The organism is Goodfellowiella coeruleoviolacea, from assembly GCF_024171785.1.
In the GTDB taxonomy this organism is placed as follows: domain Bacteria; phylum Actinomycetota; class Actinomycetes; order Mycobacteriales; family Pseudonocardiaceae; genus Goodfellowiella; species Goodfellowiella coeruleoviolacea.
On sequence record NZ_JAMTCK010000004.1, the window covers coordinates 82,113 to 107,861 of the forward strand.

Here is a 25,749-nt window from a genome sequence, read left to right on the forward strand (position 1 = left end):
AGCGGTAGACGGGGGCCTCCGGCCGGGAGCAGACTCGCACGGGTCGAAAGGAGCCTGGCATGAGCCCGACCGGCGCGACCCCGCCGCACTCCACCTTCCAGAACGAGATCTACCTGCAGGGCGTCGGTGGCCAGCGGCCCGAGGTGACCACCGACCCCGAGGCACTGGAAGCCTCGGCCCGCCAGCGGCTGCGCCCCGAGGCGTTCTGGTACGTGGCCGGCGCGGCCGGCAGCGGCGCCACCGCCAGGGCCAACCGGGAGGCGTTCGACCACTGGCGGATCGTGCCGCGCATGCTGCGCGAGGCCACCGTCCGCCAGCTGGCCACCACCGTGCTGGGCACCCGGGCCAGCGCCCCGGTGCTGCTGGCCCCGGTCGGCGCCCAGTCCATCGTGCACCCCGAGGGTGAGCTGGCCACCGCGCGCGTGGCCAGCGAACTCGGCCTGCCCGTGGTGTTGTCCACCCACTCCTCGCACACCCTGGAGGAGGTGGCCGAGGCCAACGGCGACGGCCCGCGCTGGTTCCAGCTGTACTGGCCCAACGACCCCGAGGTGTGCGTGAGCCTGCTCAACCGCGCCGCCGCCGCCGGCTACCAGGCGCTCGTGGTCACCCTGGACACCTGGACGCTGGCCTGGCGACCACACGACCTCGACCACGGGTACCTGCCGTTCCTGCGCGGCACCGGCGTGGCCAACACCTTCGCCGACCCGGCGTTCCGCGCGACACTCGCCGCCCCACCCGAACAGGACACGCCCGCCGCCGTGCTGCGCTGGGTCGCCACCTACACCGGCACCGACCGCGGCTGGGACCAGCTCGCGTTCCTGCGCCAGCACTGGGACCGGCCGATCCTGCTCAAGGGCATCCAGCACCCCGACGACGCCCGCCGCGCCGTGGACGCCGGCGTGGACGGGATCGTGGTGTCCAACCACGGTGGCCGCCAGGTGGACGGCGCCATCGGCTCACTGGACGCGCTGCCCGGCATCGCCGAGGCCGTCGGCGACCAGCTGGCCGTGCTGTTCGACTCCGGGGTGCGCACCGGCGCCGACATCATCAAGGCCCTCGCCCTGGGCGCTCAGGCCGTGCTGGTGGGCCGGCCCTACGTGTACGGGCTGGCCCACGACGGCGAGTCCGGGCTGCGCCAGGTGCTGCGCGGCCTGCTGGCCGACCTGGACATCACCCTGGGCCTGACCGGCCACCGCAGCCCCGCCGACCTCGGTCCCGACACCCTGTCCAGGAGCCACGCGTGAGAGGCCTCGTCGTCATCGCCCCGACCCTCGGCGGCGCGAAACTGGCCCAGGCACTGGGCGGCGCCCTCGCCGAGCACGAGATCACCGCCGTCGAGGACACCGGCCAGGACCGGGACGCGCTGCGCCGCGCCGAGTTCCTGCTCACCGCGCTCGCCCCGGTGAACGCCGACCACCTGGCCGCGGCGGAAGCCCTGCGGTTCGTGCAGTGCGCCAGCCACGGCGTCGACCACGTCGACCTGGCCGCCGCCGAGCGGCACGGCGTCACCGTGAGCACCATCGGCTCCAGCCAGGCCGAGGCACAGGACGTGGCCGAGCACGCCATGGCGCTGATGCTGGCGCTGGCCAAGCAACTCGTCCCCGGCCACCAGGCCCTGCGCGACGGCGAGTGGGCACTGCCCAGGCTGCGGCCCGGCCTCACCGAGCTGTTCGGCAAGACCCTCGGCATCGTCGGCCTCGGCGCGATCGGCCAGCAGTTGGCCCGCCGCGCCACCGCGTTCGACATGCGGATCGTCTACAGTGGACCGAGACCGGTGCCGGCGGCCGCCGACTACCGGGCCCGGCACGTGGAACTCGACGAACTGCTCGCCACCGCCGACTACGTGTCACTGCACGCGCCGCTGCGCCCGGACACCCGCCACCTGCTGGACCGGCGGCGGCTGGCCCTGATGAAGCCCACCGCCATCCTGGTCAACACCGCCCGGGGCGCCCTGGTCGACCAGGACGCGCTGGCCGAGGCCCTGGCCGCGGGCCGCCTCGGCGGCGCCGGCATCGACGTGTTCGACCCGGAACCACCCCCGGCCGACCTGGCCCTGCTGCGCGCCCCCAACGTGGTGCTGTCCCCCCACGCCGCCGGCGTCACCCGGGAGACCGTGCTGCGCATCGCCGCCGCCGCACTCGACAACGTGCGCCGCGTGGCCGCCGGGCAACCCCCGCTCGACGTGGTCGCCGGCCCGGCTAGACCAGTGTCTGGGTGAGCTGCTGCAGCCGGGCCACCAAGGTCCGGAACTCCGCCGGCAGGACGGTGACCCACGGGCTGCCGTCCTGACCCGGCTGCTGCAGCGACAGGTAGCGCCCGGACTCCAGGTCCATGTAGGTCAGTGGCGCGCGGCACCGGCTGCGCTTGCCGTACCGGTCCCGGGCCGCCGCGTACAACTGGCCGCCACCCAACCGCTGCTGCTGCAGCAGCCGCCGCAACTGCTCGGCCGGCGCCGCGGCCGGCGCGCCCCCACCAGCGGCCACCAGCAGCGAGCCGCCGCCCTCCTCCTCGTAGGGGTCGCGGGCCCGCTTCGGCTTGGCGTTGAGCGCGTCAGCGGGCAGCGAGATCACGCTGCCCTTGCCCGGTGGTGCCTCGGGCAGTGCCGAGACCAGCGAGGGCGCGGCGTCCTCCGGCCGCACCGGCTCCAGCACGAACTGCAGGTCCGGGGTCATGATGATCCGCAGCGCCCGGTCCCCGTCGGAGGCCACCAGCACGGAGCGGGTGTGCCCCTCCTCGCCCCGGTTGAACCAGCCGAAGTACTCGGTGCTGGCCTGCGCGACCAGCCGCAGCGCGCCAGCGAGGTCGGGGTGCACCTTGCCGCCCCTGGCCAGCCCGCTGCGCTCCAGGTCGGCCCAGCCCTGCCGGTAGAGCCCACCCAGTTTGCTCAGGTCCTCGTCGTCATCGATGTCCGGGAACTGCGCGATCAGCGCCCGGTGCAGCTCTGGCAACCCCTCCGCCTGCCAGGCGTTGTACAACGCCACGACCGGGAGCATCACCCTGGAGCGCAGCACGTTTCCCCCGTGTTCCTCGAATCCGTCCACAGTGGTGCGTCCCGGCAGCCGCGCTCAGCCGCCGCTCCCGGAACGCACCCCTTCCCGATCTCGTGCCTCAGCGGCTGGTGTCCCCGATGACCGGCGGCGCGACCAGTTGCCCGTCACCGAACACGTCCTCGGTCTCCACGAGGTAGGACGCGGCCTTGTGCTCCTTGTCCTCCTCGCCCTTGCCGCCGCGACCACCAGCGGCACCCATGCCACCGGCCGCGCCCATGCCACCGGCCGCGCCCATGGCGCCCCGGGCCCCGGCCGCACCCGCGCCCGCCGGCCCGAAGCCGCCACCGCGCGTCCCGGCCTGGCCCTCCTGGCCGAGCGCCGCGGCCGCCGAGCCACCCGGCCCGAACCCGCTGCCGCCCGGCCCGAAGCCACGTCCAGCCGCACCACCAACGCCACCGGCACCCATGCCACCGACACCGGGCACCCGGCCACCGAAGCCGCCGCCAGCGCCGCCCTTCATCCCACCGATGCCGCCACCGAGACCCCGGCCACCAGCACCACCGCCGGTGCCGCCCTGGCCGCCACCGAACCCGCCCGGGGGCACGAACCCGGGCACGCCGGGCACGTTCGAATCAACCGACGGCGGGCGGTAGGGAACACCGACGTTCGGCGGGGTCGTGATACCGGGACCCGGCCGCAGATCGGACTTGTGCGTCCCGTCAGACCCACCCGGCACCGAGCCGATGGGAGGCACCACGCTCCCACCGCCACCGCCGCCCCCACCGCCGTAGCCGCCACCGCCCCCACCGGAGCCGCCACCACCGAACGGCGAGGGAATCGACCCGCCGCCATTGCCGCCACCCGGCGTGGGCACGTTGCCACCCCCGGTGTCGCCAGTCCCGCCCCCGATCTTCTCCGGCGGCTTCCCCGAATCCGGCGGCGTCACGTTCGTCTGGTCGATGCTGCCGTCCGAGCCGATCTGATCCGGAGCCGAGAACTTGGGCATGGACGCGGTGATGGCGTTGGTCTGGCTGCCGTAGGCACTCAGAACTTGGACGTTCGCCTGGTTGACCTGCTGGCTCTGCTGGAGCTTGTCGTCGTAGTCCGTGCTCCACGGAACGAAGTCGTTGTACCAGGGCTTGTCCGGCACCTCGACCGGCTTCTGCACCGAGTTCTGCGCCTGTCGGTACGCACTACTCAACTCCGCGGACTTGTTCGACGCCTGCAGTGCGGTTTGACTGGTGGCATCGGCCCAGGTGCTCAGCGGTGAAGTCTTGCTTCGCATCTGGTCCCCGGCGGCGCCTTCCCAGCTCGCCTCTGAACTGCTGATGGCCGTGTCCAGGAGGGCGCGGACTTCGGCATGTCCTTGTGCCAGCTTCGTCCACGTGGCGTCGCTGGTGTCGGTGGACGGCCCTGGCCCCCTGCTCTCGGTGAACCAGCTGTAGATCTTCTCCGCCCCCACGCCCATCTGGATCATGGCCAGCCCGGCCATGTCCATTTCGACGTCGCCTGCCATTATCTGCCCCCCTTCAGATTGCTCACTACCAGCCCCGCGATTTGCGATGACACGTTGCAGGGGCTCGTGTACTCCGCTGAACTGCGATCGTGCAGGTTTACCTGAATCATGAAACCTGCGCCCTTCGCTGTTCCGACAGCGGTGGAGCAGTCACCCTGCGAAGCGTTTGTTCCGTCGAAATTGACGGAAGGGTATCCGGTGACCTCGCCTGGCCTGAAAACGGGATAACTGTCCTTCTTCTGATAAATTCCGTCCAGGCCGTTGATCTTCTCCAGCGTGGACAGGGTGAAGTTCAGGCCGCGTACCCGATCATCTGCTTTGTATTCGCACTGGGCGCCAGTTGTTCCCTGGTCGGGTGTGCCTGCTTTCGAGATTCCGAAGCTGCTCAACTGGTCTGACTTGAGCAGTTCGCACTCTGAGCCGGAGAACTTGCTCAGGTCCAACTCCGGCTCGTTGATCGTCGGAGCTTCTCCTGTTGCCGAGGAGTCTGTTGAGCCACTGTTCGAGGTGGCGGGCGTGCCCTTGCTGGTAGGGGCGGGAGTTGTGGTGCCGGAAGCTTGTCCAGGACTTTCGTTGGAGCACCCAGCTAGGGCAACAAGTGTCGCGCTCACGGCAATGGCGGCCAGAGTTGTACGCCTCACTGATTTGCTCCTCCGGAGCTGAAAGCCTGCTGGTTTGCTTCTTCTGTCTGGCGGTACTGTTTCAGGGCTGCATCGATGTTCTCAATCGTTGTTTGCAGGGAGTCGCGCGCCAGTTTGTTTGCCCATCGATAACCCCCTTCTTTATCTCCGGCAGTATCACGCGTCGCTAGTGTGGCGTATCCGCTGTAAGGGTCCTTGCCGGGAGAGGGGATCTCGGTGATCGGCCCTGCTTCGTTGTAGAGTTCTTCAAGGCGATCCCGTGCGGCGAGCAGCCCGTTCATGAGTCGTTCCGCCTCGTCTGGGGCAACACTGAAGTTCGTGCTCGCCACGCCGGACAGTGCGCCACCGGCTCCCATGACAGGGGTCTGTGCGACGAAGTTGACGCGCTGCGCGGCGGCGCCGACCGCTGCTCCGGCTGCTGCTCCGACAGCCGCACCGATCGCACCGCCGACGTCGCTGGTCGCCATGGTCCTGCTCCCCTCAGTGCCTACCACTCCTCCTCTTAGAGGATGATGTCACAGGGTTGGTTCCCGAAAGCTCGGGTTCGGCATCTTCACGGGGCGGGGACGGCGGCGGTCCGGAGAGCGGGTCGACCACTCCCCGGATCACCGGGATGAGTCGGACATTTGCCTGGTGGCTGACGTCAGTTGGGCAGGGTGGTGGCCAGTTTCTTGGCTGCCGGGGTCAGTGCGGTGGCGATCTTGGTCAGGTCGTCGCCGACCCACTTGGCGGGTCCCGTGTCGTCGCCGACCTTCTCGGTCGCGGGCACGGGCTTGCCGGTAAGGGTGACCGTGGGGAGCCGGGGCCGCAGCAGATGCCGAAGTCCGCGTCTGATCGTCAGCCGCACATCCTCAAGAGGCGTTCGAGCCGCTGATGGCCATGTCCATGTTGACGTCGCCTGCCGTCATCTATCACCCTTCAAGTTGTTCACAACGATCTCCGCAGCCTTGGCGGACAGGGTGCAGGGGGTCGAGTACTGAGGATCATCTGAGCCGGCGCTTGCCTGCACTATGAAGACGGCGTCTTTGGCGACGCCCACGATGGTGCTGCACTGTCCATGTTTTGCGTCGGTTATGTCGAAGTTGGCTGCTGGGTAGTTGGCCACCTCGGATTCTTCGAAAGCCGGATATTGTGCTTTGTTCTTGTAGTACCTGTCCAGCGTGGTCCCGGCAGGTGGAAAAGTCACCATGTATGTCGACGCCGCAACCAGATCTTCTGGTCGCCATGTGCAGCTTGCGCCATTGTTGCGTGGGGTGCCGTCTGGTTGTAGTCCGAGTGTGGTGAGCTGCTCGGACGTAAATGCTTGGCATGCGTTGCTTGAGAAATTCGCCACGCTTAGCTCTGGGCCGCTGATTGCCGGAGCGGCCCCATTGGAGTTCGGCTTTTCGCTGCTGGGCGAGTCAGTGCTCCTGTTTGACGATGTATTCGAGGTGGAAGTATCTCCAGTGGTGGGGCTACCGGGATTTTGGTTGGAGCAACTGGCCAAGGCGACGACTGTGACTCCAGTCGCGAGCACGATCCGAATGGTGTGCCTCACGAGTATGGTCCTCCAGACCTGAAAGCCTGCTGGTTTGCTTCTTCGATGTGCGATACTTGTCCATCACTTCCCTGAATTCCTTGACTGTTTCTCAAGGGTCTTCTGGGTTTTCAGCTTGACTCAGTCGTATTCTGCCTTCTTCTTATTCGGTGGAGAGGCGCATAGCTAGCGTGACTTATCGCTTTAAGGACTCTTGCTGGGGAACCAGCTTCTCACAGTTGGGCCGAATTGGCCTAGAATTCCTTCGGTCTTACATGGTCCTGTTCCTCTCGGTGTCGACCAGCCTCCCGTTGCTTACCTACAGGGATTCCGATCAGGGGTGTAGTCGTCGAAACTCGTTGCTGGTACCACGAGGGTGTTGCGCTGCAGATGTGCTTTGCCGTGCAGTACAGCGTTATCCGGTACGAACTCCAGGCCGATCTTCGTTGCCTCGGAGAGCGCTGCCTGTAGTGCGATTCGAAGATTCGTTCAACGCCAGTCCTATCTGCGTGAGCCCGAGACTGGTCGGATCCATCTCAATTCCCTCAGTCATCATCTAGCACCCTTCAAGTTGTTGATGACGAGTTCGGCGATTCGGCTTGAGACAGTGCAGGGGCTTGTGTAGTCGGTCGAGCTTCTGTCATTAACGCGAACCTGGATGGCGAATGCCGTGCCCTTGGCGATGCCAACGGCGGTCGTGCAAGCCCCGTGTTTCGCGTCAGTCAGATCCGAGTCCACCGATGGGTAATTCTGCACCTTGTTTGGCTCGAAGACGGGGAAGTTCCCCTTGTTCTCGTACAAGCCGTCAAGGCCGTTCTTCAAAATCACCCCGTTGAAGTTCGTTCCCTTGGCCTGGCTGTCAGCGAGCCACTGGCACTGCGGGCCAGAAGCGCCCTGGCTGGCAGTGCCTGGCTTGGAGACGCTCAGGGATGACAGTTGCTCGGCATTGAGGAGATCGCACGGCGAATCAGCAGCCTGACCGAGGCTCAACTCAGGTTCGGTGATGGCCGGGGCCACGCCGTTCTGAGGTGCTCCAGAAGATTTTTTTGCGCTTGTAGAGGTGCCAGTCGCGGCAGTCCGCTCATTACTGGTTGTGGGGTTGCCAGGAGTTTCGCTCGAACAGCCGGGGGCGAGGGCGATGATCGCGCTCGCTGCGACGATGGCCAGAGTCGTACGCTTCACTGATTCGCCCCTCCGGAGCTGAACGCTTGCTGGTTTGATTCTTCCACGCGACGGTAGTTGTCCAGTGCTGCCTGGAGGTTGTCGATCGTGTTTTGCGGCGCTTCCTGTGCCTTCTGATTCGACCAGACGTAGTCGCCTTCACTTTCGCTGGAGCCGCTCGCATAGCAATGGTCGTTACCCGCTGTAGGGCTCCTCGCCTGGCGAACCGACCTCGCGAAGCTGCCAAGACTGGTCGTACAGAGCCTGGAGTTGGTTACGTGCTTAGGCAAGCCCTTCCAGCAGTTTCTGGGCCTTCTCGGGGGCGACGCTGAAGTTGGTGCTTGTCACCCCGGGCAGGCCGCCGCCGGCGGCTCCCATGACGGGCGTCTCCGCGACGAAGTTGACGCGCTGTGCGGCGGCGCCCACCGCTGCTCCGGCTGCTGCTCCGACAGCCGCACCGATCGCACCGCCGACGTTGCTGGTCGCCATGGTCCTGCCCCCTCAGCGCCTACCGCTCACCGTCGCGGGGATGATGTCACAGGGTTGGTTTCCGAAAGCTCGGGTTCGGCATCTTCACGGGGTGGGAGCGGTGGTGATCCGGAGAGCGGGTCGACCACTCCCCGGATCACCGGGATGAGCCGGACATTTGCCTGGTGGCTGACGTCAGTTGGGCAGGGTGGTGGCCAGTTTCTTGGCTGCCGGGGTCAGTGCGGTGGCGATCTTGGTCAGGTCGTCGCCGACCCACTTGGCGGGTCCCATGGACACGGCGACGCGGCCGACCCGGAAGTGGTACTCGGGGGAGCCGATCACGCTCACGCAGGCCGCGCCGTCGCCGACCTTCTCGCTCGCCGGAACCGGCTTGCCGGTGAGGGCGATTGTGGGGGAGCTGGGGTCGCAGTAGTTGTAGTCGGCGTGCGTGGCCGCTGTCTCGTCCCGGTAGACCTCGAAGCGCACCTTCAGGTAGCTGTCCGAGTCCCGGTTGTTGACCACGTCCGGGGCTGAACGAGAGCACTCCTGGCTGATCTGGAACGAGTTCGTGCCATCGAACTCGGCGACCCAGGTCTCGTCGTGCGATGAGGTTTCGCGGACCCAACCGGAATCCGGGGCGCCGGTGGCCTGGGTGAACACGTCAGCGGTGAACCACTCGCAGGCTGATGGCACGCCGGAGTACGAGCCGCCGTTGGTGAACCTGGCCTGCTGGGTGGGGCCCTTGGCCAGGTTGGCGGCCACCTCGTCAACGATCTTGTTGAAGACCGTCTTGATGTCGACACCGCCGTACTCGGTGTTCACGTCGTGAGCGGCGAGGCGGACGAACACGTTCTCGTTTCCGGTGCGTGCTTCGAGCCTGTTGCCGTCACCCCTGAGGTACACGGTCAGGCCGGCCGCGGAACGGGTGGTGTCGCCGTCGCGGCTGGCGAGGTCGAAGGTGAAAACGCGGTTGAACGGCGTCTGCTTGATGTCGAGACTGAAAAGACCGGTCCTGCCCGCGTCGGTGCCGTCGGCCGACGTCCCGGAACCGGGTACCAGGTACGAGCACGTGGTGATGTCGTGGGCCGAGTCCCTGACCGTTGCTCGGTCGCCCGACACGGATTTCTCGATGTACTGGTGGTTCAGCAGCCCGTGGGGGTAGGGCTTGATCCCGTTGGCCTCCAGCACGGACAGGGGCAGTACGGCACAGGCGTCGAACACCCCGGTGGTCCCGTAGTCGATGGTCTGGGACGTGATCTTCTGGCTGAGGATGTGCTGCTCGGCCTCCTGCGCTGGATCGGCGGAACCGGTGGTCGCGGCTTTGGCCGTGCCCAGGGTTGGGGTGGAGTCGGCTTCGCGGGCGTCGGTGCTGAGGGTGTTGACGAAGACGACGACCGCCGCCACGACCGCGGCGATCAGGATCAGCACGATCACCAGGGCGATGATTCCGCCGTTGCGGCGTCGTGGCGGTGGGCCGCTGGGCGGCCAGGGTCCGGGTGCGTTCGGGCCGGGTGGGTGTTGTTGCCGGGGGGCCCGGGGTGCGCCGGGCGGCTGCTGGGGTGGCGGGCCCTGCCAGGGGCCTGGCCGATCAGGACCCCCGATTGGGTAACTCATGTGGTTGGTCCCCCCTGACCGGCTGAGTGCCGGGTCAGCTGGTTGATGTTGTTCCGCCGGACGTTCTAGCGGGGTGTGGGCCGCCGGGTGGTCATGGTGATCAATGTGTGATCATCTGGTAGCTCACCGCAACTGGCCGGTGGCGCATTCCAGGTTCTCCAGCAGCATGGCCGCCTCGGTCGCGGTGAGCCGGAGCTGTGCGCCCGCTGCCGTGGTCAGCACGAGGTGCCGCCCCGCCACGGCGATCGTGAGCACGGCGCGCCGCCCGGCCTGGTCGGTGTAGTACGCCCACCAGGTCCCGGGCAGCGGCGGGATGTCGGTCAACGCGCTACCTCCACGGTTGACTGGAGGTACGCGGCGGACAGGGCCTGGCGCAGCGCGTACAGCTCCGGGGCGGGAAAGATCAGTTGGATGCCGTGCTCGGCGGACGTGCACAGGTCCAGCCGCATGACTGGGGCACATCGCGCGTGCGCCGGGAGGTCCAGCAGGTCGCGGTGCGGCCGCACCACCAGGTCGTGGTGCCCGGTCCGCTCGTGCTGGACGTTGACGTGGGCGACGGACTCGGCGTCGAGCGCGCGCAGCAGTCGGGCGGTCTCGTGTCGGTTGAGGGCCACGCTGAACCGGGCCAGCAGGGCGAGGTGCAGCAGGACAGATCGCCCGTCCGCACTCAGTTCGAGCTGGCTGTGGCAGGTGTACTGCCCGGGCAGGTAGGACACCACCCGCCGGCAGAACCGCGTGGTGTCCCGGGTGAAGGTCGGTGACGCCATGGGGCTCCCTTCGAAGACTGGCATCGAACTTAGGGAGCGAATCGACGGCTGGAATAGTCTATTCACTCGTTCGAGTGGGCTTTCCTTAAATACTCTCCTTGGGTTGGCAGACTGCTCGTATGCCCGATGTCCCCACCTCCTTCACCAGACGTATGCAGGTCGGCACCGAACTGCGCAGGTTCCGACTCGCCGCCCGCAAGACCGCACAGCACGCTGCGGATCACCTGGGGTGTGGACAACCGAAGATCAGCAAGATCGAGCGTGGTGCGCTCGGCATCAGAACGGATGAACTGCGTGCGCTGCTTGCCTTCTACGGCGTCGCGCCGGAGCACGCCGACTCCCTGGTGGCGATCAACGAGCAACCGAGGGACCGTGAGTGGTGGGCTCCCTACCGGGACGGCATTCCCAACTGGTTCCGGCGCTACATGACGCTCGAAGCGGCTGCCAGCCAGATCAGAAGCTACGAGATCGAGATCGTGCCCGGCTTGTTGCAGACCGAGGACTATGCCCGGGCCACCTTGCAAGCGTGGGAACCTGAGATGGGCAACCATGTGGTCAAGGCGCCGCTCGAAGCTCGGATGGCACGTCAGCGGGTGTTGGTGCGAGAAGACCCGTTGGATCTCGTGATCGTGTTGACCGAGGCCGCGCTTCGCAAGATCGTGTGGGACGCCAAGACGATGCGCGGTCAGTTGGTCAAACTTCTTGAGGCCTCCGAGCTACCAAACGTTGATCTGCGGGTCCTGCCATTCAACGCGCCACAACATCCGGTGCAGGGGCTGCCGTTCTCGATACTCCACTTTCCCGAGCACGACGAACTGATCGTCTACGTGGAAGACGTCGAAGGCGCGTCCTATGTGGACAAGCCAGCGGAACTGGTGGGCCGCTACAACCTGGTCTTCACGCGGCTGCGGAAGGCGGCGCTCGATGAGAACGAGTCACGCGACCTCATCGCTACCATAGCTAAGGAGTTCACGTAACTGAGGGAGCGCTGTGACCACGGACCTCGACGGGACACGCTGGCGTAGGAGCAGCTACAGCGGCTCACAGGCCGGCAACTGCGTTGAGGTTGTGGTGGTGGGTGGCCGGGTGGGGGTGCGGGACTCCAAGCGGCCGGGGGTGGCGCTGTGGTTCGGCACGGGCGAGTGGCAGGGGTTTCTGGGTAGCTTCACCCGCCCGGGGGCCGGTTCGCTGCCGTCGGCGGGGGCGGGGGCTGCCTAGGGTCGTCACATGCTTGACGCTGCCGAGGATTTCATCTGGCGCAACGGCCGGGCGCTGGAGCAGCGCCGGTTCGAGTTCCACTTCCGGGCTGGGCAGGCCACGCCGTTGCGGGCCGCGGTGATCGCCCACCAGAACCTCGACGGCGGGTTCGGGCACGCGTTGGAGCCGGACGGGCGCGGGCCCACCAGTCAGCCGCTGCACGCGCTGGTCGCGTTGCGGGTGCTGGACGAGATCGGCATGGGTGACTCGGCCACCGTGCTGGACCTGTGCGACTTCCTGGCCACGGTCACCGGCCGGGACGGGGGCCTGCCGCACGTGCTGCCCACCATGCGCGGGTATCCGCACGCGCAGTGGTGGCGGGTGGTCGAGTGTCCCAGCGGGCACATCCTGCCGACCGGACCGATCGCCGGGCTGCTGCACAAGAACCTGGTCGAGCACCCGTGGCTGGGGCCGGCGACCGACTTCTGCTGGGCCTGGATCGGGCAGCTCACCACGGCGCACCCCTACGAGATCAGCGCCTGCGTGGGGTTCCTGGACCACGTGCCGGACCGGCAGCGGGCCGTGGCCGAGGCGCAGCGGCTGGGGTTGATCGTGCGCGAGCAGCGGCTGGTGGACCTGGCTGACGGTTCGGCGTCGAGTCTGCCGCCGGGTTACGCGGGCGGGCAGCTGCACAAGCCGCACGACTACGCGCCCCAGCCGACCAGCCTGGCCCGGCACTGGTTCACCGACGCGGAGATCGAGCAGGGCCTGACCAGCCTGGTCGCCGGGCAGCAGGCCGACGGCGGCTGGATGCTGCCCTGGCCGGTGTGGACGCCGGTCGCCCAGTTCGAGTGGCGGCCGATCGTGACGATCGAGGCACTGCTGACCCTGCGCGCGTACGGGCGGCTCAACCCCCGGACCGGGTTCCCGACCCCACCAGGGCACCGAGACTGATCCCGGACAGCGCCTTCACCTCGCGGGACAGGTGCGCCTGGTCGGCGTAGCCGGCGGTGGCCGCGACGTCGGCGAACGGCACGCCCGCCCGGGCCAGGTCGAGCGCGCCGTGGAAGCGCAGCACCCGGTGCAGTGTCTTGGGGCCGTAGCCGAACGCGGCCAGGCAGCGCCGGTGCAGCTGCCGCTCGCTCAGCCCGAGCTGGTCGGCCACGGCCCTGGCCGGCTCGCCGCGGCGCACGCCGGCCACGATCGCCGGTGCCGCCGGGTCGGGTGGCCGCTGGCGCAGTCGGGCCGCGACCGCGCGCACCAGCACGGCGTCCACCTCGGCCGGGCCGGCGGCCAGGGCCAACTGCTCGGTCAGCTGGTCCACCTGGTCGCGGGGCCACAGGTCGTTGAGGGGAATCCGCAGGTCGCGCAGAGTGTGGCCGGGGTTGGCCAGCACGGCGGGGCCGACACCGGGGCCGAAGCGGATGCCCACCATCCGGCCTGGCCGGGCGGTTGCCAGCTGGTGGCCGGTGTCCGGACCGGCGACCAGGAGCTGCCCGGTGGCGGGCACCCAGATCAGGTCGGTGCACCCGTCCGGCACCACCCGGAACGGGGCGGTGTCGTCCTCGGTGGCCGACCGGCTCCACAGGCAGACCACCGAGGAGGACAGCGCGCTCGGCACCGTCCGCTCCCAGTATCGGCTCACCCGGTCAGTGTGCGCCGCCCGGATCGCCAGCCAGGACACCGCCCAGGTCAGCCGGCGAGTTCCACCAGGCGGGGGACCAGGGTGGCCGGGGCGGGCATGGCGGCCATCTCGGCCCGCACCTCCTGGGCGGCGGTGCGCAGCTTGTCGTCCCCCAGCAGCTGTTCCACCAGGGCCACGTCCAGGTCCTCGTCGGTGGCGGCCAGGCCGGCGCCCCTGGCGGCCACGGCCCTGGCGTTGATGTGCCGGTCCGCGCCGCTGGGCAGCACGAGCTGGGGGACACCCGCGTCGAGCACGGTCAGCGTGGTGCCGGCACCACCGTGGTGGATCACGGCGGCGCAGGTGCTGGCCAGCGGGCCGAGCGGGATCCAGTCGACCGCGTGGACGTTGGCGGGCAGCTCGCCGAACCCGCTCAGGTCCGCCCCGCCGAGCGCGAGCACGAACTCCGCGTCGACGCGGGGCGCCACGGCGAGCAGGCGCTCCACCGGGCCCAGGCCGGTGACCCTGGGCGCCACCGTGCCGAGGGTGACGGCGATCCGCGGCCGGCCGCCGGTGTCCTGGGCCAGCCAGTCGGGCAGCACGCCACCGCCGTTGTAGGGCACGTATCGCATGGCCCAGCCGAAGTCGTCCGGCTCGGCGAGCATGCTCGGCGGGGCCACGTCGAGCGTGACCGAGCGGGTGGCCCCGCTGGTCAGCCCGTGCTCCGCGTACACGTCGGCCATGTTCTCCCGCATCGCCTGCGCCACCGGGCCGGCGCTGAAGAAGCCGAAGCCGTGGTGCACGACGGGAACGCCGAGCCGCGCGGCGGCGAGCAGGGCGCCGCCGTCCGTGGGGGAGTGCACGATCAGGTCGGGCCGCCACCGCTCGGCGGCGGCCAGCACCGCCGGCACCAGTGGTCGGGTCACCACGCCGAATAACTCGACGACCTGGCGGGGATCGGTCAGCCCACCGCGCGCCAGCGCCATCAGGTGCGGGTGCCGCGCGGCGGCGTCGCGCATGTTGGTCTCGAAGCTGAATCCGGGCGCGATGTCCACGGTGTGCAGTCCGGCGTCGGCCGCGGCCAGGGCCTGGCCGGTGGTGGCGACCAGGACGTCGTGGCCGGCGGCGCGGACCGCCCAGGCCAGCGAAACCATGGGGAAGACGTGCCCGATGCCGGGCGAGGAAACGATCAGGACGCGCATGGCAACCCTGCCTTGGGAGGAAGTCTCAAACGATCACGTCCCAGCCGAACGTACTCCGGAGGACGTGCCGGCAGGCCGGTCTGTGGTGGGCCACACACTTTTCATCGCTTGTTGAGAAGTTCTTTACCCAGCCGCCCGCCCACTTACTTCGCGTCCGCGTAGCAGTCCACCACCGCGGCGGTGAGCGGGAAGCGCACCGGGGTCGGGCCGAACACCAGCCGGCTGGCCTCCTGGCCGGCCAGGGCGACCTGCTCGGCCACGGTCTCGGCCACCTCGGCCGGGCAGTGCGCCATCACCTCGTCGTGCTGGAAGAACACCAGTTGGGCGGCTGGGGCGTGCGCGGCCAGCCGGCGGCGCAGCGCGGCCAGCATGGCCGAGGCCCAGTCCGAGGCACTGGCCTGCACCACGAAGTTGCGGGTGAACCGGCCCCACTCGCGGGCGGCCCGCAGTGACCGGCGCGCGGTGTTCTCGTCCGGCTCGGGCTGCCCGGTCAGCTCACGCCAGGCCGAGGACGGCGGTGGGCTGGTGCGGCCCAGCCGGGACCGCACCAGCCGGCCCTGTTCCCCCGCCCTGGCCGCCGCCTCCACGTAGCCGACCGCGTCCGGGAAGCGCCGCCGCAGCACCGCGAGCAGCGCGCCGGCCTCCCCGCCCATGCCCCCGTACATGGCCGACAGCAGGGCGATCTTGGCCCGGCCGCGGTCACCGTCGAACGAGTCGGCCGCCAGGCTCGCGTAGAGGTCGCCGGTGCTGGCCACCTCGGCCATCCGCCGGTCCGCGGACAGCGCGGCGAGCACCCTGGGCTCCAACTGGGCGGCGTCGGCCACCACCAGCCGCCAGCCCGGATCAGCGCGCACCGCCCTGCGCAGCGCGCGCGGCAGCTGCAGCGCGGCCCCGCCCCGGGTGGCCCAGCGGCCGGACACCACCCCGCCGACCACGTACTCCGGCCGGAACCGCCCGTCGGTGACCCAGGACTCCAGCCACGACCAGCCGTGCGCCGCGTACAGCCTGGCCAGTTCCTTGTACTCCAGCAGCGGCGGCACGGCCGGGTGGTCGACCTTGCGCAGCACCCAGGCCCGGGTGGAGGCCACCTCCACCCCGTCCTTGGCGAAGGCCCGCACCACGCTCGGCGGGCTGTCCGGGTTCACCTGCCGGCCGCCGAAGGCCGCGGTGATCGCGTCGGCCAGTTCCGCCAGCCGGCGTGGCCGGGTGCCCGGGGCGGGCTTGGGGCCGAGCAGGTCCACGAGCAGTTCCTCGTGCACGTCCACCCGCCACGGCAGCCCGTGGTGGGACATCTCGGCGGCGGCCAGGCAACCGGCCGAGTCGGCGGCCACCAGCAGCCGCATCGGCTCCGGGTGGGGCAGGGCGGCGATCGCCTCGACCTGCGCGGCGTAGCTGGCGACGAGCGCGTCCAGCGGGTCGGCGCCGTCGGGCAGCGGGTCGGTCTCCGGCTCGAACAGGGCGGGCTGGGCCTCGCGCTTGCGCGGCGGCGGGTCGTCGGGGACCGGCAGCCCCCGGCACCGGGCCCAGCTGGCGGCCAGGCCACGGGGTTCGCCGTGCCGGCCGTGGAAGCCGAGCAGCAGTCCCTCGGCCACGGCCAGGTCGTGGCAGCGCCCCACCCGCACCCCGGCGCGCAGCAGCGCCGGGTACACCTCCGGGGTGCTCGACCACAGCCAGCGGGGCTGGTGCTGCCGGTCCAGTTCGGCCACGGCCGCGGCCAGGTCGGTGCTGTGGATGACCGGTCCGTCCGGTGAGCCGTCCTCGGCGAGCCGGCGCAGCCTGCCCGCGTTCTCCCCCTGGGGAACCATCGCTACCAGCACGGACTGATTCTGCGCCGGCCCACTGACAGCGCTGGCCCAGTGGTCTGACACGACCGACGCTCTGGCGAACGAGGGTCACTTCGTCTGGCGGGTGTGGGGTGGGCTGGCCCGCCTGGGGAGGACAGGCGGGCCAGCGGCGGATGACGCCCGTCAGTCCGGGGCCATCAGCCACTTCGGGATCTCCGTCTCGCTCAGCCTGGGACTGACCAGGCAGGCGAGGCAGGGCAACACACCACGCAGGTGGCCGAGCCGTTCGGCGTCGGCCAACTTCAGCGCCTGCCCGCACAGGGCGGTCAGCACCACCTGGCTGGCCGCGCCGGCGGCCAGCGGGCTGCCCTGGCCGAGTCCGGGCTCGTCCAGCCCTGGCTCGGCCAGTGGGGGCTGGTCCAGGTCGGGGCGGACCAGGAAGAGGTGGCAGACGCGGTCGGACTGGCCGCGTGCCGCGTGCGGGAGCAACCGGGCGGGAAATACCGCGCTCATGTGGTTCGCACCTTCTCGTTGGCGAGCTGGTTGCCGCGCAGGCGGGCCGGTCAGTCGGTGGCCATGGCCGGCTGGCCGAGCGCGGGTGCGGGAAACCCGCCGACCGCGGTCTCGTAGGCGTGTGCCAGCCGCAGGCACAGGTGGTCGGCGTGGCGGGGCGCCACGATCATCAGCCCCACCGGCAGCCCGTCGACCAGGCCGGCCGGCACCGAGATGGCCGGGTGGCCGGTGACGTCGAACGGGGCGGTGTTGGGGATCAGCTCCAGCGCCCTGGCCACCTGCTCCTCCCGGCCGCCCGCGCCGCACGGGAAGCGCTGCGGCAGGCACGGCACGGTCGGCATGACCAGCACGTCGACCTCGGCGAGCGCCCGGTCGTAGGCGTCGGCCAGGGTGGGGGCCAGGTTGCGGGCCATGGCGTAGTACCGGCCGTGGTAGCGCTCGATCGAGTAGCGCCCGCCCAGCACCACGAACTTGACCACCTCGGACAGGGCGTCGGCGTGGTCGAGCCGGCCCTGCCCGTAGTGGGCGATCAGCTCCGGGTCGTAGCGGCCCACCCAGTTCATCCCGTAGGCGTTGCCGTCGATCATCTGCGCGGTGGCGCCCTCGGTGGCGATCACGCTCCACAGGTGCTGGCCGTGGCGGTGCCAGGGCACGCTCACCCGGCGCACGCTCGCGCCGATCTCGGCGAGCACCCGGGTGGCGGCCAGCACCGCCCGGTCCACGTCCGGATCGGACAGGCCGGGCAGGCCGAACCCCTCGTCGAGCACGCCCACCCGCAGCCCGGCCACGTCGGCGTCCAGCCCGTCCAGGTAGTCCCGGGGCCTCGGGTCCGGGTCCTGCCTGGGGTCCTGCCCGTCCGGCCCGGCCAGCACGGTGAGCAGCAGCGCGGCATCGCGTGTGGTGGCGGTGATCGGCCCCAGGTGGTCCAGGGTGGCCTCGATGGGGAACGCGCCCGTGTAGGGCACCAGGCCGTGGGTGGGCTTGTGCCCGACCACCCCGCAGAACGCGGCCGGGATGCGGATGGAGCCGCCCTGGTCGCCGCCGATGGCCAGGTCCACCTCGCCGGCCGCCACCAGCGCGGCGCAGCCGGAGGACGAGCCGCCGCTCATCCGGTCCCGGTCCCAGGGGTTGCGCACCGGCCCGCACGCCGAGGTGTGGCTGCCGGCGGAGAAGCACAGGTCCTCGCACACGGCCTTGCCGGTGATGGTGGCGCCGGCGTCGAGCACCCGCGACACCACGGTGGCGTCCAGGGCGGGGACGAAGCCCTCCACCGCCTGGGAGCCGTTGGCCATCGGCACGCCGGCCACTTCGATGTTGTCCTTGACCGCCACGGTGCGGCCGGCCAGCGGACCGTCCACGGAGTGGCTCAGGTCGGTGCGCACGTACCAGGCGCCGAGCGGGTTCTCGTGCGCGTCGGGCCGCCGGTGCTGGCGCGCCGGCGGCACCGGTCGGGCCGCCCGGTAGAGCGCCTCGACCACGTCGAAGGAGATCAGCGCCGCGGTGACCAGGCCGCGGAAGGAGTCCAGGTCGGACTCGTCGAGCCGCAGGTGGTAGCGGCGGGCGATCTCACGGAGATCAGCGTTGGTCGGTGGAGACATTCCCATGGACGGTGATCTCCTCGGTGTCGGTGGTGGGATGGGGATGGAGATGGGGAATGGGGGACGGGAGAGTGCTCCGCCGCGTCGTGCCCGGACTGGGCTGGACAGCGGTGTTCACTGAGCTGAACGGAGTCAATTGTTACTTATCGCTGTCGCATGACTGCTGCGAGTAGCCGAAGGGTAATGACGCCGCGGGAAATGTGTCAATCGATCGTGACGCGTCGATCGGGTGAGAACCGCTCACCGACCGGGTGGCACTTCTGGTCACTCGTTGCCACCGCATCGTCACGTTGAGTACGGTGGACGCATCGACAAGGGAACCAGACTGGTTGGTGGGGGCTGTGAGTTGCGGTTCGTCGCCCTTCGGCGCGTTGGCCGACGACACTCGGCGCGCGGTGCTGAGCCTGCTGTCCGAACACGGCGAGCTGACCGTGACCCAGATCGCCGAGCAGTTCACCCACATCGGCCGGACAGCCGTCTCCATGCAGCTGCGGGTCCTGCGGGACGCCGGGCTGGTCAAGGAGCGGCGCGCCGGCAAGTACCGGTACTACTCGTTGCGGGTTGAGCCCGTGCACGAGGTGATCTCGTTCCTGAACAGCCTCTACGGCGCCTCCCTCGACGGGCTGGCCCGAGCGGCTGAGGCCAGCGCCGACCAGGAACCCGCAGCAGCCTCGGACGCGCCCGACCCGACCGGCACCGACAAGGACACGCCCCGGTGGGGAATCTCGTACTGAGCCAGCAGCGGCACCTCGCACTGCCACCCGCTGACGTCTTCGCCCTGCTCGGCAGCGACCGCACCGCCGGCTGGCTGTTCGGCGCCGACTACCAGGCGCTGCGCGTCGGCGCGCTGGTGCAGTTCGAGCTGCCGCTCAACCCGGACGACCCGAACGGGTCCACCGTCGACGCGTTCGGCCGGATCGCCAGCCTCACCCCACCGCACCGCCTGGTGATCGACCAGCAGTCACCCTGGGTCGGCCGGCTGATCTGCACCCTCACCCCCGTGTCCGGCGGCCGAGGCACGGTGGTCCGGCTCGGCGTGGAGGTGCCCGAGGACGCCGTCACCTGGCTGCTGCGCCAGCGCGGCTACGACCCGCTGGAGGAACCCACCCCGCCCGCGACCGTCCGCATCGGCGTGCTCACCAGCAAGTCCGGGCCGGCCAGCGTGTTCGCCGCGGCCACGGAGAACCTGGCCAGGATGGCCGCGGCCGAGGTCAACGCCGACGGCGGCGTCGCCGGCACCGGCCACAAGGTGCACGTGGTGCTCAGGGACGACGCCAGCAAGCCCGAGGTGGGCGCCGTCCAGTTCCGCCGCATGGTGGCCGTCGAGGGCTGCCGCGCCGTCGTCACCAACGTCACCTCCGAGGTGTTCGACGCGGTCGCCCCGCTGGCCAGGCGGCTGGGCGCGCTGCTGATCTACACCCCGGTCAACGAGGGCGGCCGGTTCCGGCCCGGCGTCATGCGGCTGGGCGAACGCCCGCGCGGCCAACTGCGCCTGGCCCTGCCCACCCTGGTCCGGGAAGCCGGCGGCAAGCGCTGCTACCTGGTCGGCAACGACTACGTGTGGCCGAGGACGACCAACCGGGTCGCGCGCGCCGAGATCGAGCGGATCGGCGGGGTCGTCGTCGGCGAGCAGTACCGCGCCCTGGGCACCACCCGGTTCGACGACCTCATCGAGGACATCGCCGCCGCCGGCGCCGACCTGATCGTGTCCACCTTCGTCGGCTCGGACGAGGCCCGGTTCGAACGGCAGTCCTACGCCGCCGGGCTGCGCGACACCACCCGCACGCTGTCCCTCGCGTTCGACGAGTCCACCCGCGAGTTCACCGGCGACGACGCCGCGCGCGGCGTGTGGACGACGTTCAACTACTTCCAGGAACTGGGCTCGGACGGCAACACCGCGTTCCTGCGCCGCTACCGGGCCACCTTCGGCGCCACCGCCCCACCCCTGTCCAGCATCACCGAGTCCGTGTACGAGGCCATCCACATGCTGGCCGCCTCCGGCGCGCTCAACACCGACGCCAACCTCACCGAACTGGTCAGCGCGGTGCGGGCACAGCGATTCTCCCCGACGTGGCCTTCCGCACAGCCCGAGCAGCGGCGCACCGGTGAAAAAGCCCTCTACCTGGCGGAATCCATCCCCGGTGGGTTCCGCATCTCCGCGAACTGAGAAGTGGCCTGATTCACCCGGCGGAACAGGAAGCCACGACGCGGGCGGTTGGTTGGTTACTGTAGCGATTTAGCGGCGGGCGGCCCGACCACGTTCGAGGCCGAGATCCACACCTTCCAGGTGCACCACGCCGTGCTGTGCGCGACGACGCGGCAGATCGTTGCCCATCAGCCCGTACCAGTTTCAGGAGAACGACCTTCCTTGCCCATCGCACTGCTGGCGCTCGCCATTGCCGCCTTCGGGATCGGCACGACCGAATTCGTGATCATGGGGCTGCTGCCTCAGGTCGCCGCTGACTTCGGGGTGTCCATTCCCGCCGCCGGGCATCTCATCACCGGCTACGCCCTGGGCGTGGTGATCGGTGCCCCGCTGCTCACCGCCGTCGCGGTCCGACTGCGTCGGAAGACCATGCTGCTCGGCATGATGGGGCTGTTCACCGTCGGCAACGTGGCCACCGCACTGGCCCCCACCTACGACTTGATGATGGCCTCCCGGGTGCTCGCCGGGCTGCCGCACGGCGCCTTCTTCGGCGTCGGCTCGGTGGTCGCCGCGAGCATGGTCGCCGAGAACAAGCGAGCCAGGGCCGTGTCCCTGATGTTCCTCGGCCTCACCCTGGCCAACGTGCTCGGTGTGCCGCTGAGCACCATCATCGGCTCGCACATGAGCTGGCGCACCAGTTTCTGGGGGGTCAGCGTCATCGGTGTGCTCAGCATGATCGGCATCAGCCTGCTGGTGCCCCGCCAGCCCCGCGCGACCGGGGCCAGCCTCGGCAAGGAGCTGGCCGCCTTCCGCAAGGGCCAGGTGTGGCTCTCGCTCGGCGTGGTCACCCTGGGCTTCGGCGGCGTGTTCGCCACCTACACCTACATCACCCCGATGATGACCGAGGTCGCCGGGTTCGGCGTGGGCGGCGTGACCCTGCTGCTCGTGCTGTTCGGCCTGGGCACCACCACCGGCAACCTGGTCGGCGGCCGGCTGGCCGACCGCGCGCTCATGCCCACCCTGTACGGGGCGATGATCGCGCTGGGCGCGATGCTGGCGCTGTTCGTGGTCACCGCGCACAACCAGGTCCTGGCCGCGATCACCGTGTTCCTGATCGGCGCGTGCTCCATGGCCGCCTCGCCCGCGGTGCAGACCCGGCTGATGGACAAGGCCGCCGAGGCCCCGACCCTGGCCGCCGCCGCCAACCAGTCGGCGTCCAACATCGCCAACGCGGCCGGCGCCTACCTGGGCGGCCTGGTCATCCAGGCCGGCTACGGCTACACCGCCCCGAACGCGGTCGGCGCGGTGCTGGCCGTGGTGGGTGTGTCGCTGGCGCTGCTGTCCGGGCTGCTGGACCGCCGCGAGCGGCGGGCCGCCGTGCCGAACGCCGCTGGCTCGGCCGCTGGCGTGGCGGTCGCCGCCGTGCTGCCGGCCACCGGCCAGCACGGCCAGCTGGCCAGCGACCAGCACGGTCAGCCGGTCGCCGAGCCGGCCGTGGTGTTCGCCGAGGCCGGCGCGCCGGTCGAGGCCGGCCAGCCCCTCGGCGACGAGCGGGAGCCGGCACTGGCCGTCGCCCCGGCCTGAGCGCCTCCGTGCTGAACGACAACTGAAACTGGTGGTGGTCGGTCCCGTCCTGCTGGGTGTTCGCCCGGCGGGGCGGGACCACTGCTGTGCCACCGGGAGGGCGGCGCGGCCAGTTGTTCTTGGTGGACGCTGTCCTTGGTGGACGCTGTCCTTGGTGGACGGTGGAGGCGTCCGTTGTGGATGTTCTTTCTGGACGTCCGCTGTGGATGTCCGCTCTGGATGTCCGGGGAACGTCCTGAGCGGATGTCCGAAGTGGATCTTCGGCGCGGTGGGTGTTCCGCTGCCGGGTCAGTTGCGGGTGACGAGCGAGCGCAGGAAGAACGCGACGTTGGCCGGGCGTTCGGCCAGCCTGCGCATGAAGTAGCCGTACCACTCGTCCCCGTAGGGCAGGTACACGCGCATCCGGTTGCCCTCGTCGGCGATGCGCCGCTGCTCGGCGTCGCGGATGCCGTAGAGCATCTGGAACTCGTAGCTGTCCGCGGCCCGGCCGGCCTGGTGGGCCAGCTTGGCGGCGATGGCGATCATCCGGGGGTCGTGCGAGGCCACCATGGGGTAGCCCTGCCCGGCCATCAGGACCTTGAGGCACCGCACGTAGGAGAGGTCCACCTCGGACTTCTGCGCGAAGGCGACCGAGGCCGGCTCCTGGTAGGCGCCCTTGCACAGGCGGACCCGCGAACCCGGCCCGGCCAGGTCCCGGCAGTCGCCCTCGGTGCGCCGGAGGTAGGCCTGGAGCACGGCGCCCACCCAGGGGAAGTCCGCGCGCAGCTCGCGCAGGATGCCGAGGGTGGAGTCGGTGGTGGTGTGGTCCTCCATGTCCAGGGTCACCGTGGTGCCCACGGTCGCGGCGGCCTCGCAGATCCTGCGCGCGTTGTCCAGGGCGACCTTCTCGCCGATGTCCGGCAGGAACTGGCCGACCGCGGACAGCTTCACCGACACCTCGGCGCGCCCGGTCAGCCCGGCCTCGTCGAGCCGGCGCAGCAGCCGCAGGTAGGCGTCGACGGTGGCGGTGGCCTGGTGGATGTCGGTGGTGTCCTCGCCGAGGTGGTCCAGGGTGACGTACCGGCCGTCGGCGGCCAGCGCGCCGGTGACCGCGAGCGCGTCGTCGAGGGTGGCCCCGGGGATGAACCGGTCGACCACCGAGCGGGTGAGCGGCGCTCCCTCGACGAGCCTGCGGGCCAGCCGGGAGCGGGACGCGGCCAACAACGTGGAGCGGAGCATGCGAACCTCCGAGGTGGCGAGGGCTGGCGCCGTGCTGGCGGGCCGGGGCGGGTGGACGGGTCCGGGTGGCCGGGGCCGGGTGGGCTGGCGTCGGCCGTGCCGGGCCCGGGTGGTGTGCGCTGGCTCGACGCGCGCCGGCCCGGCGTGCCGGTGAGCCGGTCGCGCGCCGGCCCGCGGTGCGTGGCCGGGGTGGTGCGGTGGCCGGTTGTGCGCGTCGGCGGGTGGTGGGGTGGCTGAGGTGGGGCCGCTACCACGGATCTGGATCGCGGCCGCGGTTTTCACCCGCTCGTGGCCGGTGTTGTCCACAGGCTGCGGAGTTGTCCCCAGGCCGGGCCGACGCGGTACCGGTGGGGGGTGGGGTGGATAGGCTGGAGCGGGGTCGCCCCCCTGGGAGGGCGGGGGTGTGTTCTGGTGCGTTGACAGCCGAACCGAACCCACCGTCCCCAGGGGCGGCGCGGCCGTGGTGGCCGGTGCGGCCCCTGGGGTGGCGGTGCGGGTCAGCCCTGGTGGGGGTAGCGGTACGAGGTCGGCGGCACAAAGGTCTCCTTGATCGACCTCGGGCTGGTCCAGCGCAGCAGGTTCAGGATCGAGCCCGCCTTGTCGTTGGTGCCCGAGGCCCGGGAGCCGCCGAACGGCTGCTGGCCGACGACCGCGCCGGTGGGCTTGTCGTTGATGTAGAAGTTGCCCGCCGCGAACCGCAGCTCCTCGCTGGCCGAGGCGATCGCCGCCCGGTCCCTCGCGATGACCGCGCCGGTCAGCCCGTACGGGGCGGCGCGCTCCAGCTGGCGCACCACCCGGTCGTAGTCGCCGTCCTCGTACACGTGCACCGCCAGCACCGGGCCGAAGTACTCGGTGGTGAACACCTCGTGCTCCGGGTCGCTGCCCAGCAGCACCGTGGGCCGCACGAAGTAGCCCTCGCTGTCGTCGGCCGTGCCGCCGGCCACCACCTCCAGGGCCGAGTCCGACCGCGCCCGGTCCAACACCCCGGACAGCTTGTCGAACGCCCGGCGGTCGATCACCGCGCCCATGAAGTTGCTCAGGTCGGTGACATCACCCACGGTCAACGACTCCACCTCGGCGAGGAAGTCGTCACGCATCCGCTGCCACACCGACCGGGGCACGTACGCGCGCGACGCCGCCGAGCACTTCTGCCCCTGGTACTCGAACGCGCCCCGGACCAGGGCGGTGCGCAGCACGTCCACGTCGGCCGACGGGTGCGCCAGGACGAAGTCCTTGCCGCCGGTCTCGCCGACCAGCCGCGGGTAACCCCGGTAGCGGGCGATGTTCGCGCCCACCGTCGACCACAGGTGCTGGAACGTCCTGGTCGACCCGGTGAAGTGGATGCCGGCCAGGTCCGGGTCGGCCAGGGCCACCTCGGACACGGCCAGCCCGTCACCGGTCACCAGGTTGATCACGCCCGGCGGCAGGCCGGCCTCCTCCAGCAGCCGCATGGTCAGGTGCGCGGCCAGGGTCTGGGTGGGCGAGGGCTTCCACAGCACCACGTTGCCCATCAGCGCGGGCGCGGTCGGCAGGTTGCCGGCGATCGCGGTGAAGTTGAACGGGGTGATCGCGTAGACGAAGCCCTCCAGCGGACGGTGGTCCAGCCGGTTCCACACCCCCGGGGAGCTGTTCGGCTGCTGCTCCAGCACCTGCCGTCCGAAGTGGACGTTGAACCGCCAGAAGTCGGCCAGCTCGCACGCCGAGTCGATCTCGGCCTGGATGGCGGTCTTGGACTGGCCCAGCATGGTGGCCGCGTTGAGCGTGGCCCGCCACGGGCCGCTCAACAGGTCGGCGGCGCGCAGCAGGATCGCGGCCCGGTCGTCATAGGACAGCGCCCGCCACGCCGGAGCGGCCTGCCGCGCCGCGGCCAGGGCCTCGCGCGTGTCCTCCTGGGTGGCGTTGCCCATCGTGCCCAGCACCGCGCGGTGCTTGTGCGGCTGAACCACGTCGATCCGCTCGCCGCCACCCAGCCGGCGCTGCCCCCCGATGGTCATGGTCAGCTCGACCGGCTCCTTGGCCAGCTCCGCGAGCTTGGCCTCCAACTTGGCCCGCTCCGGGCTACCAGGGGCGTAGCCGAGCACCGGCTCGTTCACCGGGGCGGGAACGTTTGTCACGGCATCCACGGGAAGCTCCTTCACGACTCGCGCCTTGTCGTTCAATGCCCACCGACACGCGCGGCCAACCCTCCGGCGTCGGGCTGGGCATCGACGGCC

The 25,749-nt window shown here is 70.3% G+C and carries 26 protein-coding genes; 8 read left to right on the forward strand and 18 right to left on the reverse strand.

The genetic code is table 11. The features are described from left to right. The first annotated feature begins 59 nt into the window (after nucleotides 1-59). Complete coding sequence (locus tag LX83_RS09195) at nucleotides 60-1,244, forward strand: lactate 2-monooxygenase (RefSeq protein ID WP_253769354.1); 1,185 nt, start codon at nucleotides 60-62, stop codon at nucleotides 1,242-1,244. After that, nucleotides 1,241-2,218, forward strand: a complete 978-nt coding sequence (locus LX83_RS09200; RefSeq protein ID WP_253769355.1) for a 2-hydroxyacid dehydrogenase — start codon at nucleotides 1,241-1,243, stop codon at nucleotides 2,216-2,218. Before LX83_RS09195 ends, LX83_RS09200 begins: the two co-directional genes overlap by 4 nt. On the opposite strand, the gene LX83_RS09205 is transcribed toward LX83_RS09200, so the two are convergent. The 11 genes from LX83_RS09205 to LX83_RS09250 form a co-directional block, all read right to left on the reverse strand. Beyond that, on the reverse strand, nucleotides 2,199-3,041 hold the full coding sequence (locus LX83_RS09205; protein ID WP_253769357.1) for an ESX secretion-associated protein EspG: 843 nt from the start codon (nucleotides 3,039-3,041) through the stop codon (nucleotides 2,199-2,201). The genes LX83_RS09200 and LX83_RS09205 overlap by 20 nt on opposite strands. 67 nt (nucleotides 3,042-3,108) lie before the next feature. Continuing rightward, a complete protein-coding gene (locus tag LX83_RS37760; protein WP_301327915.1) occupies nucleotides 3,109-4,506 on the reverse strand; it encodes a PPE domain-containing protein in 1,398 nt (465 codons plus the stop codon). After that, nucleotides 4,506-5,147: a DUF3558 domain-containing protein gene (locus LX83_RS09215; RefSeq protein WP_253769360.1), complete on the reverse strand. Its 642-nt coding sequence runs from the start codon at nucleotides 5,145-5,147 to the stop codon at nucleotides 4,506-4,508. The genes LX83_RS37760 and LX83_RS09215 overlap by 1 nt, the downstream gene beginning before the upstream one ends. After that, nucleotides 5,144-5,614 (reverse strand): hypothetical protein, encoded by a 471-nt coding sequence (locus tag LX83_RS09220; RefSeq protein ID WP_253769362.1) that lies wholly within the window; start codon nucleotides 5,612-5,614, stop codon nucleotides 5,144-5,146. Before LX83_RS09220 ends, LX83_RS09215 begins: the two co-directional genes overlap by 4 nt. 176 nt (nucleotides 5,615-5,790) lie before the next feature. Continuing rightward, nucleotides 5,791-5,916 carry a hypothetical protein gene (locus tag LX83_RS37765; RefSeq protein ID WP_301327916.1) on the reverse strand — a complete coding sequence of 42 codons (126 nt, stop codon included), beginning with the start codon at nucleotides 5,914-5,916 and terminating at the stop codon, nucleotides 5,791-5,793. Nucleotides 5,917-6,051: 135 nt separating this feature from the next. Beyond that, the gene (locus tag LX83_RS09225; RefSeq protein ID WP_253769364.1) at nucleotides 6,052-6,684 is read right to left on the reverse strand and encodes a DUF3558 domain-containing protein; all 633 of its coding nucleotides are present in this window, start codon (nucleotides 6,682-6,684) and stop codon (nucleotides 6,052-6,054) included. 531 nt (nucleotides 6,685-7,215) lie between these two features. Beyond that, entirely contained in the window at nucleotides 7,216-7,845 is a 630-nt protein-coding gene (locus tag LX83_RS09230; RefSeq protein WP_253769366.1) for a DUF3558 domain-containing protein, read from the reverse strand. 261 nt (nucleotides 7,846-8,106) lie between these two features. Continuing rightward, a complete protein-coding gene (locus tag LX83_RS09235; RefSeq protein WP_253769372.1) occupies nucleotides 8,107-8,313 on the reverse strand; it encodes a hypothetical protein in 207 nt (68 codons plus the stop codon). 174 nt (nucleotides 8,314-8,487) lie between these two features. Further along, the gene (locus LX83_RS09240; RefSeq protein WP_253769373.1) at nucleotides 8,488-9,726 is read right to left on the reverse strand and encodes a hypothetical protein; all 1,239 of its coding nucleotides are present in this window, start codon (nucleotides 9,724-9,726) and stop codon (nucleotides 8,488-8,490) included. A gap of 303 nt (nucleotides 9,727-10,029) precedes the next feature. Continuing rightward, on the reverse strand, nucleotides 10,030-10,230 hold the full coding sequence (locus tag LX83_RS09245; RefSeq protein WP_253769375.1) for a hypothetical protein: 201 nt from the start codon (nucleotides 10,228-10,230) through the stop codon (nucleotides 10,030-10,032). After that, nucleotides 10,227-10,673 (reverse strand): hypothetical protein, encoded by a 447-nt coding sequence (locus LX83_RS09250; protein ID WP_253769377.1) that lies wholly within the window; start codon nucleotides 10,671-10,673, stop codon nucleotides 10,227-10,229. Before LX83_RS09250 ends, LX83_RS09245 begins: the two co-directional genes overlap by 4 nt. A 119-nt stretch (nucleotides 10,674-10,792) precedes the next feature. Between LX83_RS09250 and LX83_RS09255 the strand changes: the two genes are divergently transcribed. From LX83_RS09255 to LX83_RS09265, 3 genes are read left to right on the forward strand one after another with little or no spacing between them, the layout of a single operon-like run. After that, a complete protein-coding gene (locus tag LX83_RS09255; RefSeq protein WP_253769379.1) occupies nucleotides 10,793-11,650 on the forward strand; it encodes a helix-turn-helix domain-containing protein in 858 nt (285 codons plus the stop codon). 13 nt (nucleotides 11,651-11,663) lie between these two features. Then, nucleotides 11,664-11,891 (forward strand): DUF397 domain-containing protein, encoded by a 228-nt coding sequence (locus LX83_RS09260; protein WP_308203938.1) that lies wholly within the window; start codon nucleotides 11,664-11,666, stop codon nucleotides 11,889-11,891. Between the two features lie 9 nt (nucleotides 11,892-11,900). Then, the gene (locus LX83_RS09265) at nucleotides 11,901-12,824 is read left to right on the forward strand and encodes a hypothetical protein (RefSeq protein ID WP_253769381.1); all 924 of its coding nucleotides are present in this window, start codon (nucleotides 11,901-11,903) and stop codon (nucleotides 12,822-12,824) included. On the opposite strand, the gene LX83_RS09270 is transcribed toward LX83_RS09265, so the two are convergent. The 5 genes from LX83_RS09270 to LX83_RS09290 form a co-directional block, all read right to left on the reverse strand. Beyond that, the gene (locus LX83_RS09270) at nucleotides 12,778-13,515 is read right to left on the reverse strand and encodes a helix-turn-helix domain-containing protein (protein WP_253769383.1); all 738 of its coding nucleotides are present in this window, start codon (nucleotides 13,513-13,515) and stop codon (nucleotides 12,778-12,780) included. The genes LX83_RS09265 and LX83_RS09270 overlap by 47 nt on opposite strands. 47 nt (nucleotides 13,516-13,562) lie before the next feature. After that, entirely contained in the window at nucleotides 13,563-14,693 is a 1,131-nt protein-coding gene (locus tag LX83_RS09275) for a nucleotide disphospho-sugar-binding domain-containing protein (RefSeq protein ID WP_253769385.1), read from the reverse strand. A 143-nt stretch (nucleotides 14,694-14,836) separates the two neighbouring features. Beyond that, nucleotides 14,837-16,510: a bifunctional 3'-5' exonuclease/DNA polymerase gene (locus LX83_RS09280; RefSeq protein ID WP_253769386.1), complete on the reverse strand. Its 1,674-nt coding sequence runs from the start codon at nucleotides 16,508-16,510 to the stop codon at nucleotides 14,837-14,839. Between the two features lie 150 nt (nucleotides 16,511-16,660). Next, nucleotides 16,661-16,990 (reverse strand): hypothetical protein, encoded by a 330-nt coding sequence (locus LX83_RS09285; RefSeq protein ID WP_253769388.1) that lies wholly within the window; start codon nucleotides 16,988-16,990, stop codon nucleotides 16,661-16,663. A 50-nt stretch (nucleotides 16,991-17,040) separates the two neighbouring features. Then, nucleotides 17,041-18,594: an amidase gene (locus LX83_RS09290; protein WP_253769391.1), complete on the reverse strand. Its 1,554-nt coding sequence runs from the start codon at nucleotides 18,592-18,594 to the stop codon at nucleotides 17,041-17,043. A gap of 365 nt (nucleotides 18,595-18,959) precedes the next feature. Between LX83_RS09290 and LX83_RS09295 the strand changes: the two genes are divergently transcribed. The 3 genes from LX83_RS09295 (at nucleotide 18,960) to LX83_RS09305 (ending at nucleotide 22,318) form a co-directional block, all read left to right on the forward strand. Further along, nucleotides 18,960-19,322, forward strand: coding sequence for an ArsR/SmtB family transcription factor (locus LX83_RS09295; RefSeq protein ID WP_253769393.1), 363 nt, complete (start codon nucleotides 18,960-18,962; stop codon nucleotides 19,320-19,322). After that, nucleotides 19,304-20,755 (forward strand): ABC transporter substrate-binding protein, encoded by a 1,452-nt coding sequence (locus tag LX83_RS09300; protein ID WP_253769395.1) that lies wholly within the window; start codon nucleotides 19,304-19,306, stop codon nucleotides 20,753-20,755. The genes LX83_RS09295 and LX83_RS09300 overlap by 19 nt, the downstream gene beginning before the upstream one ends. Before the next feature lie 201 nt (nucleotides 20,756-20,956). Then, a complete protein-coding gene (locus LX83_RS09305; protein ID WP_253769397.1) occupies nucleotides 20,957-22,318 on the forward strand; it encodes an MFS transporter in 1,362 nt (453 codons plus the stop codon). A gap of 288 nt (nucleotides 22,319-22,606) precedes the next feature. Here LX83_RS09305 and LX83_RS09310 read toward each other — a convergent pair whose 3' ends face one another. After that, nucleotides 22,607-23,536, reverse strand: a complete 930-nt coding sequence (locus LX83_RS09310) for a proline dehydrogenase family protein (RefSeq protein WP_253769399.1) — start codon at nucleotides 23,534-23,536, stop codon at nucleotides 22,607-22,609. A 497-nt stretch (nucleotides 23,537-24,033) separates the two neighbouring features. Continuing rightward, complete coding sequence (gene pruA / locus LX83_RS09315) at nucleotides 24,034-25,659, reverse strand: L-glutamate gamma-semialdehyde dehydrogenase (RefSeq protein WP_253769401.1); 1,626 nt, start codon at nucleotides 25,657-25,659, stop codon at nucleotides 24,034-24,036. Between the last annotated feature and the right edge of the window lie 90 nt (nucleotides 25,660-25,749).

Coding starts and splice junctions, on each gene's coding strand:
- LX83_RS09310 (WP_253769399.1), bottom strand. CDS start 23,536: ATGCTCCGCTCCACGTTGTTGGCCGCGTCCCGCTCCCGGCTGGCCCGC.
- LX83_RS09195 (WP_253769354.1), top strand. CDS start 60: ATGAGCCCGACCGGCGCGACCCCGCCGCACTCCACCTTCCAGAACGAG.
- LX83_RS37760 (WP_301327915.1), bottom strand. CDS start 4,506: ATGGCAGGCGACGTCGAAATGGACATGGCCGGGCTGGCCATGATCCAG.
- LX83_RS09255 (WP_253769379.1), top strand. CDS start 10,793: ATGCCCGATGTCCCCACCTCCTTCACCAGACGTATGCAGGTCGGCACC.
- LX83_RS09235 (WP_253769372.1), bottom strand. CDS start 8,313: ATGGCGACCAGCAACGTCGGCGGTGCGATCGGTGCGGCTGTCGGAGCA.
- LX83_RS09265 (WP_253769381.1), top strand. CDS start 11,901: ATGCTTGACGCTGCCGAGGATTTCATCTGGCGCAACGGCCGGGCGCTG.
- LX83_RS09250 (WP_253769377.1), bottom strand. CDS start 10,673: ATGGCGTCACCGACCTTCACCCGGGACACCACGCGGTTCTGCCGGCGG.
- LX83_RS09220 (WP_253769362.1), bottom strand. CDS start 5,614: ATGGCGACCAGCGACGTCGGCGGTGCGATCGGTGCGGCTGTCGGAGCA.
- LX83_RS09285 (WP_253769388.1), bottom strand. CDS start 16,990: ATGAGCGCGGTATTTCCCGCCCGGTTGCTCCCGCACGCGGCACGCGGC.
- LX83_RS09290 (WP_253769391.1), bottom strand. CDS start 18,594: ATGGGAATGTCTCCACCGACCAACGCTGATCTCCGTGAGATCGCCCGC.
- LX83_RS09275 (WP_253769385.1), bottom strand. CDS start 14,693: ATGCGCGTCCTGATCGTTTCCTCGCCCGGCATCGGGCACGTCTTCCCC.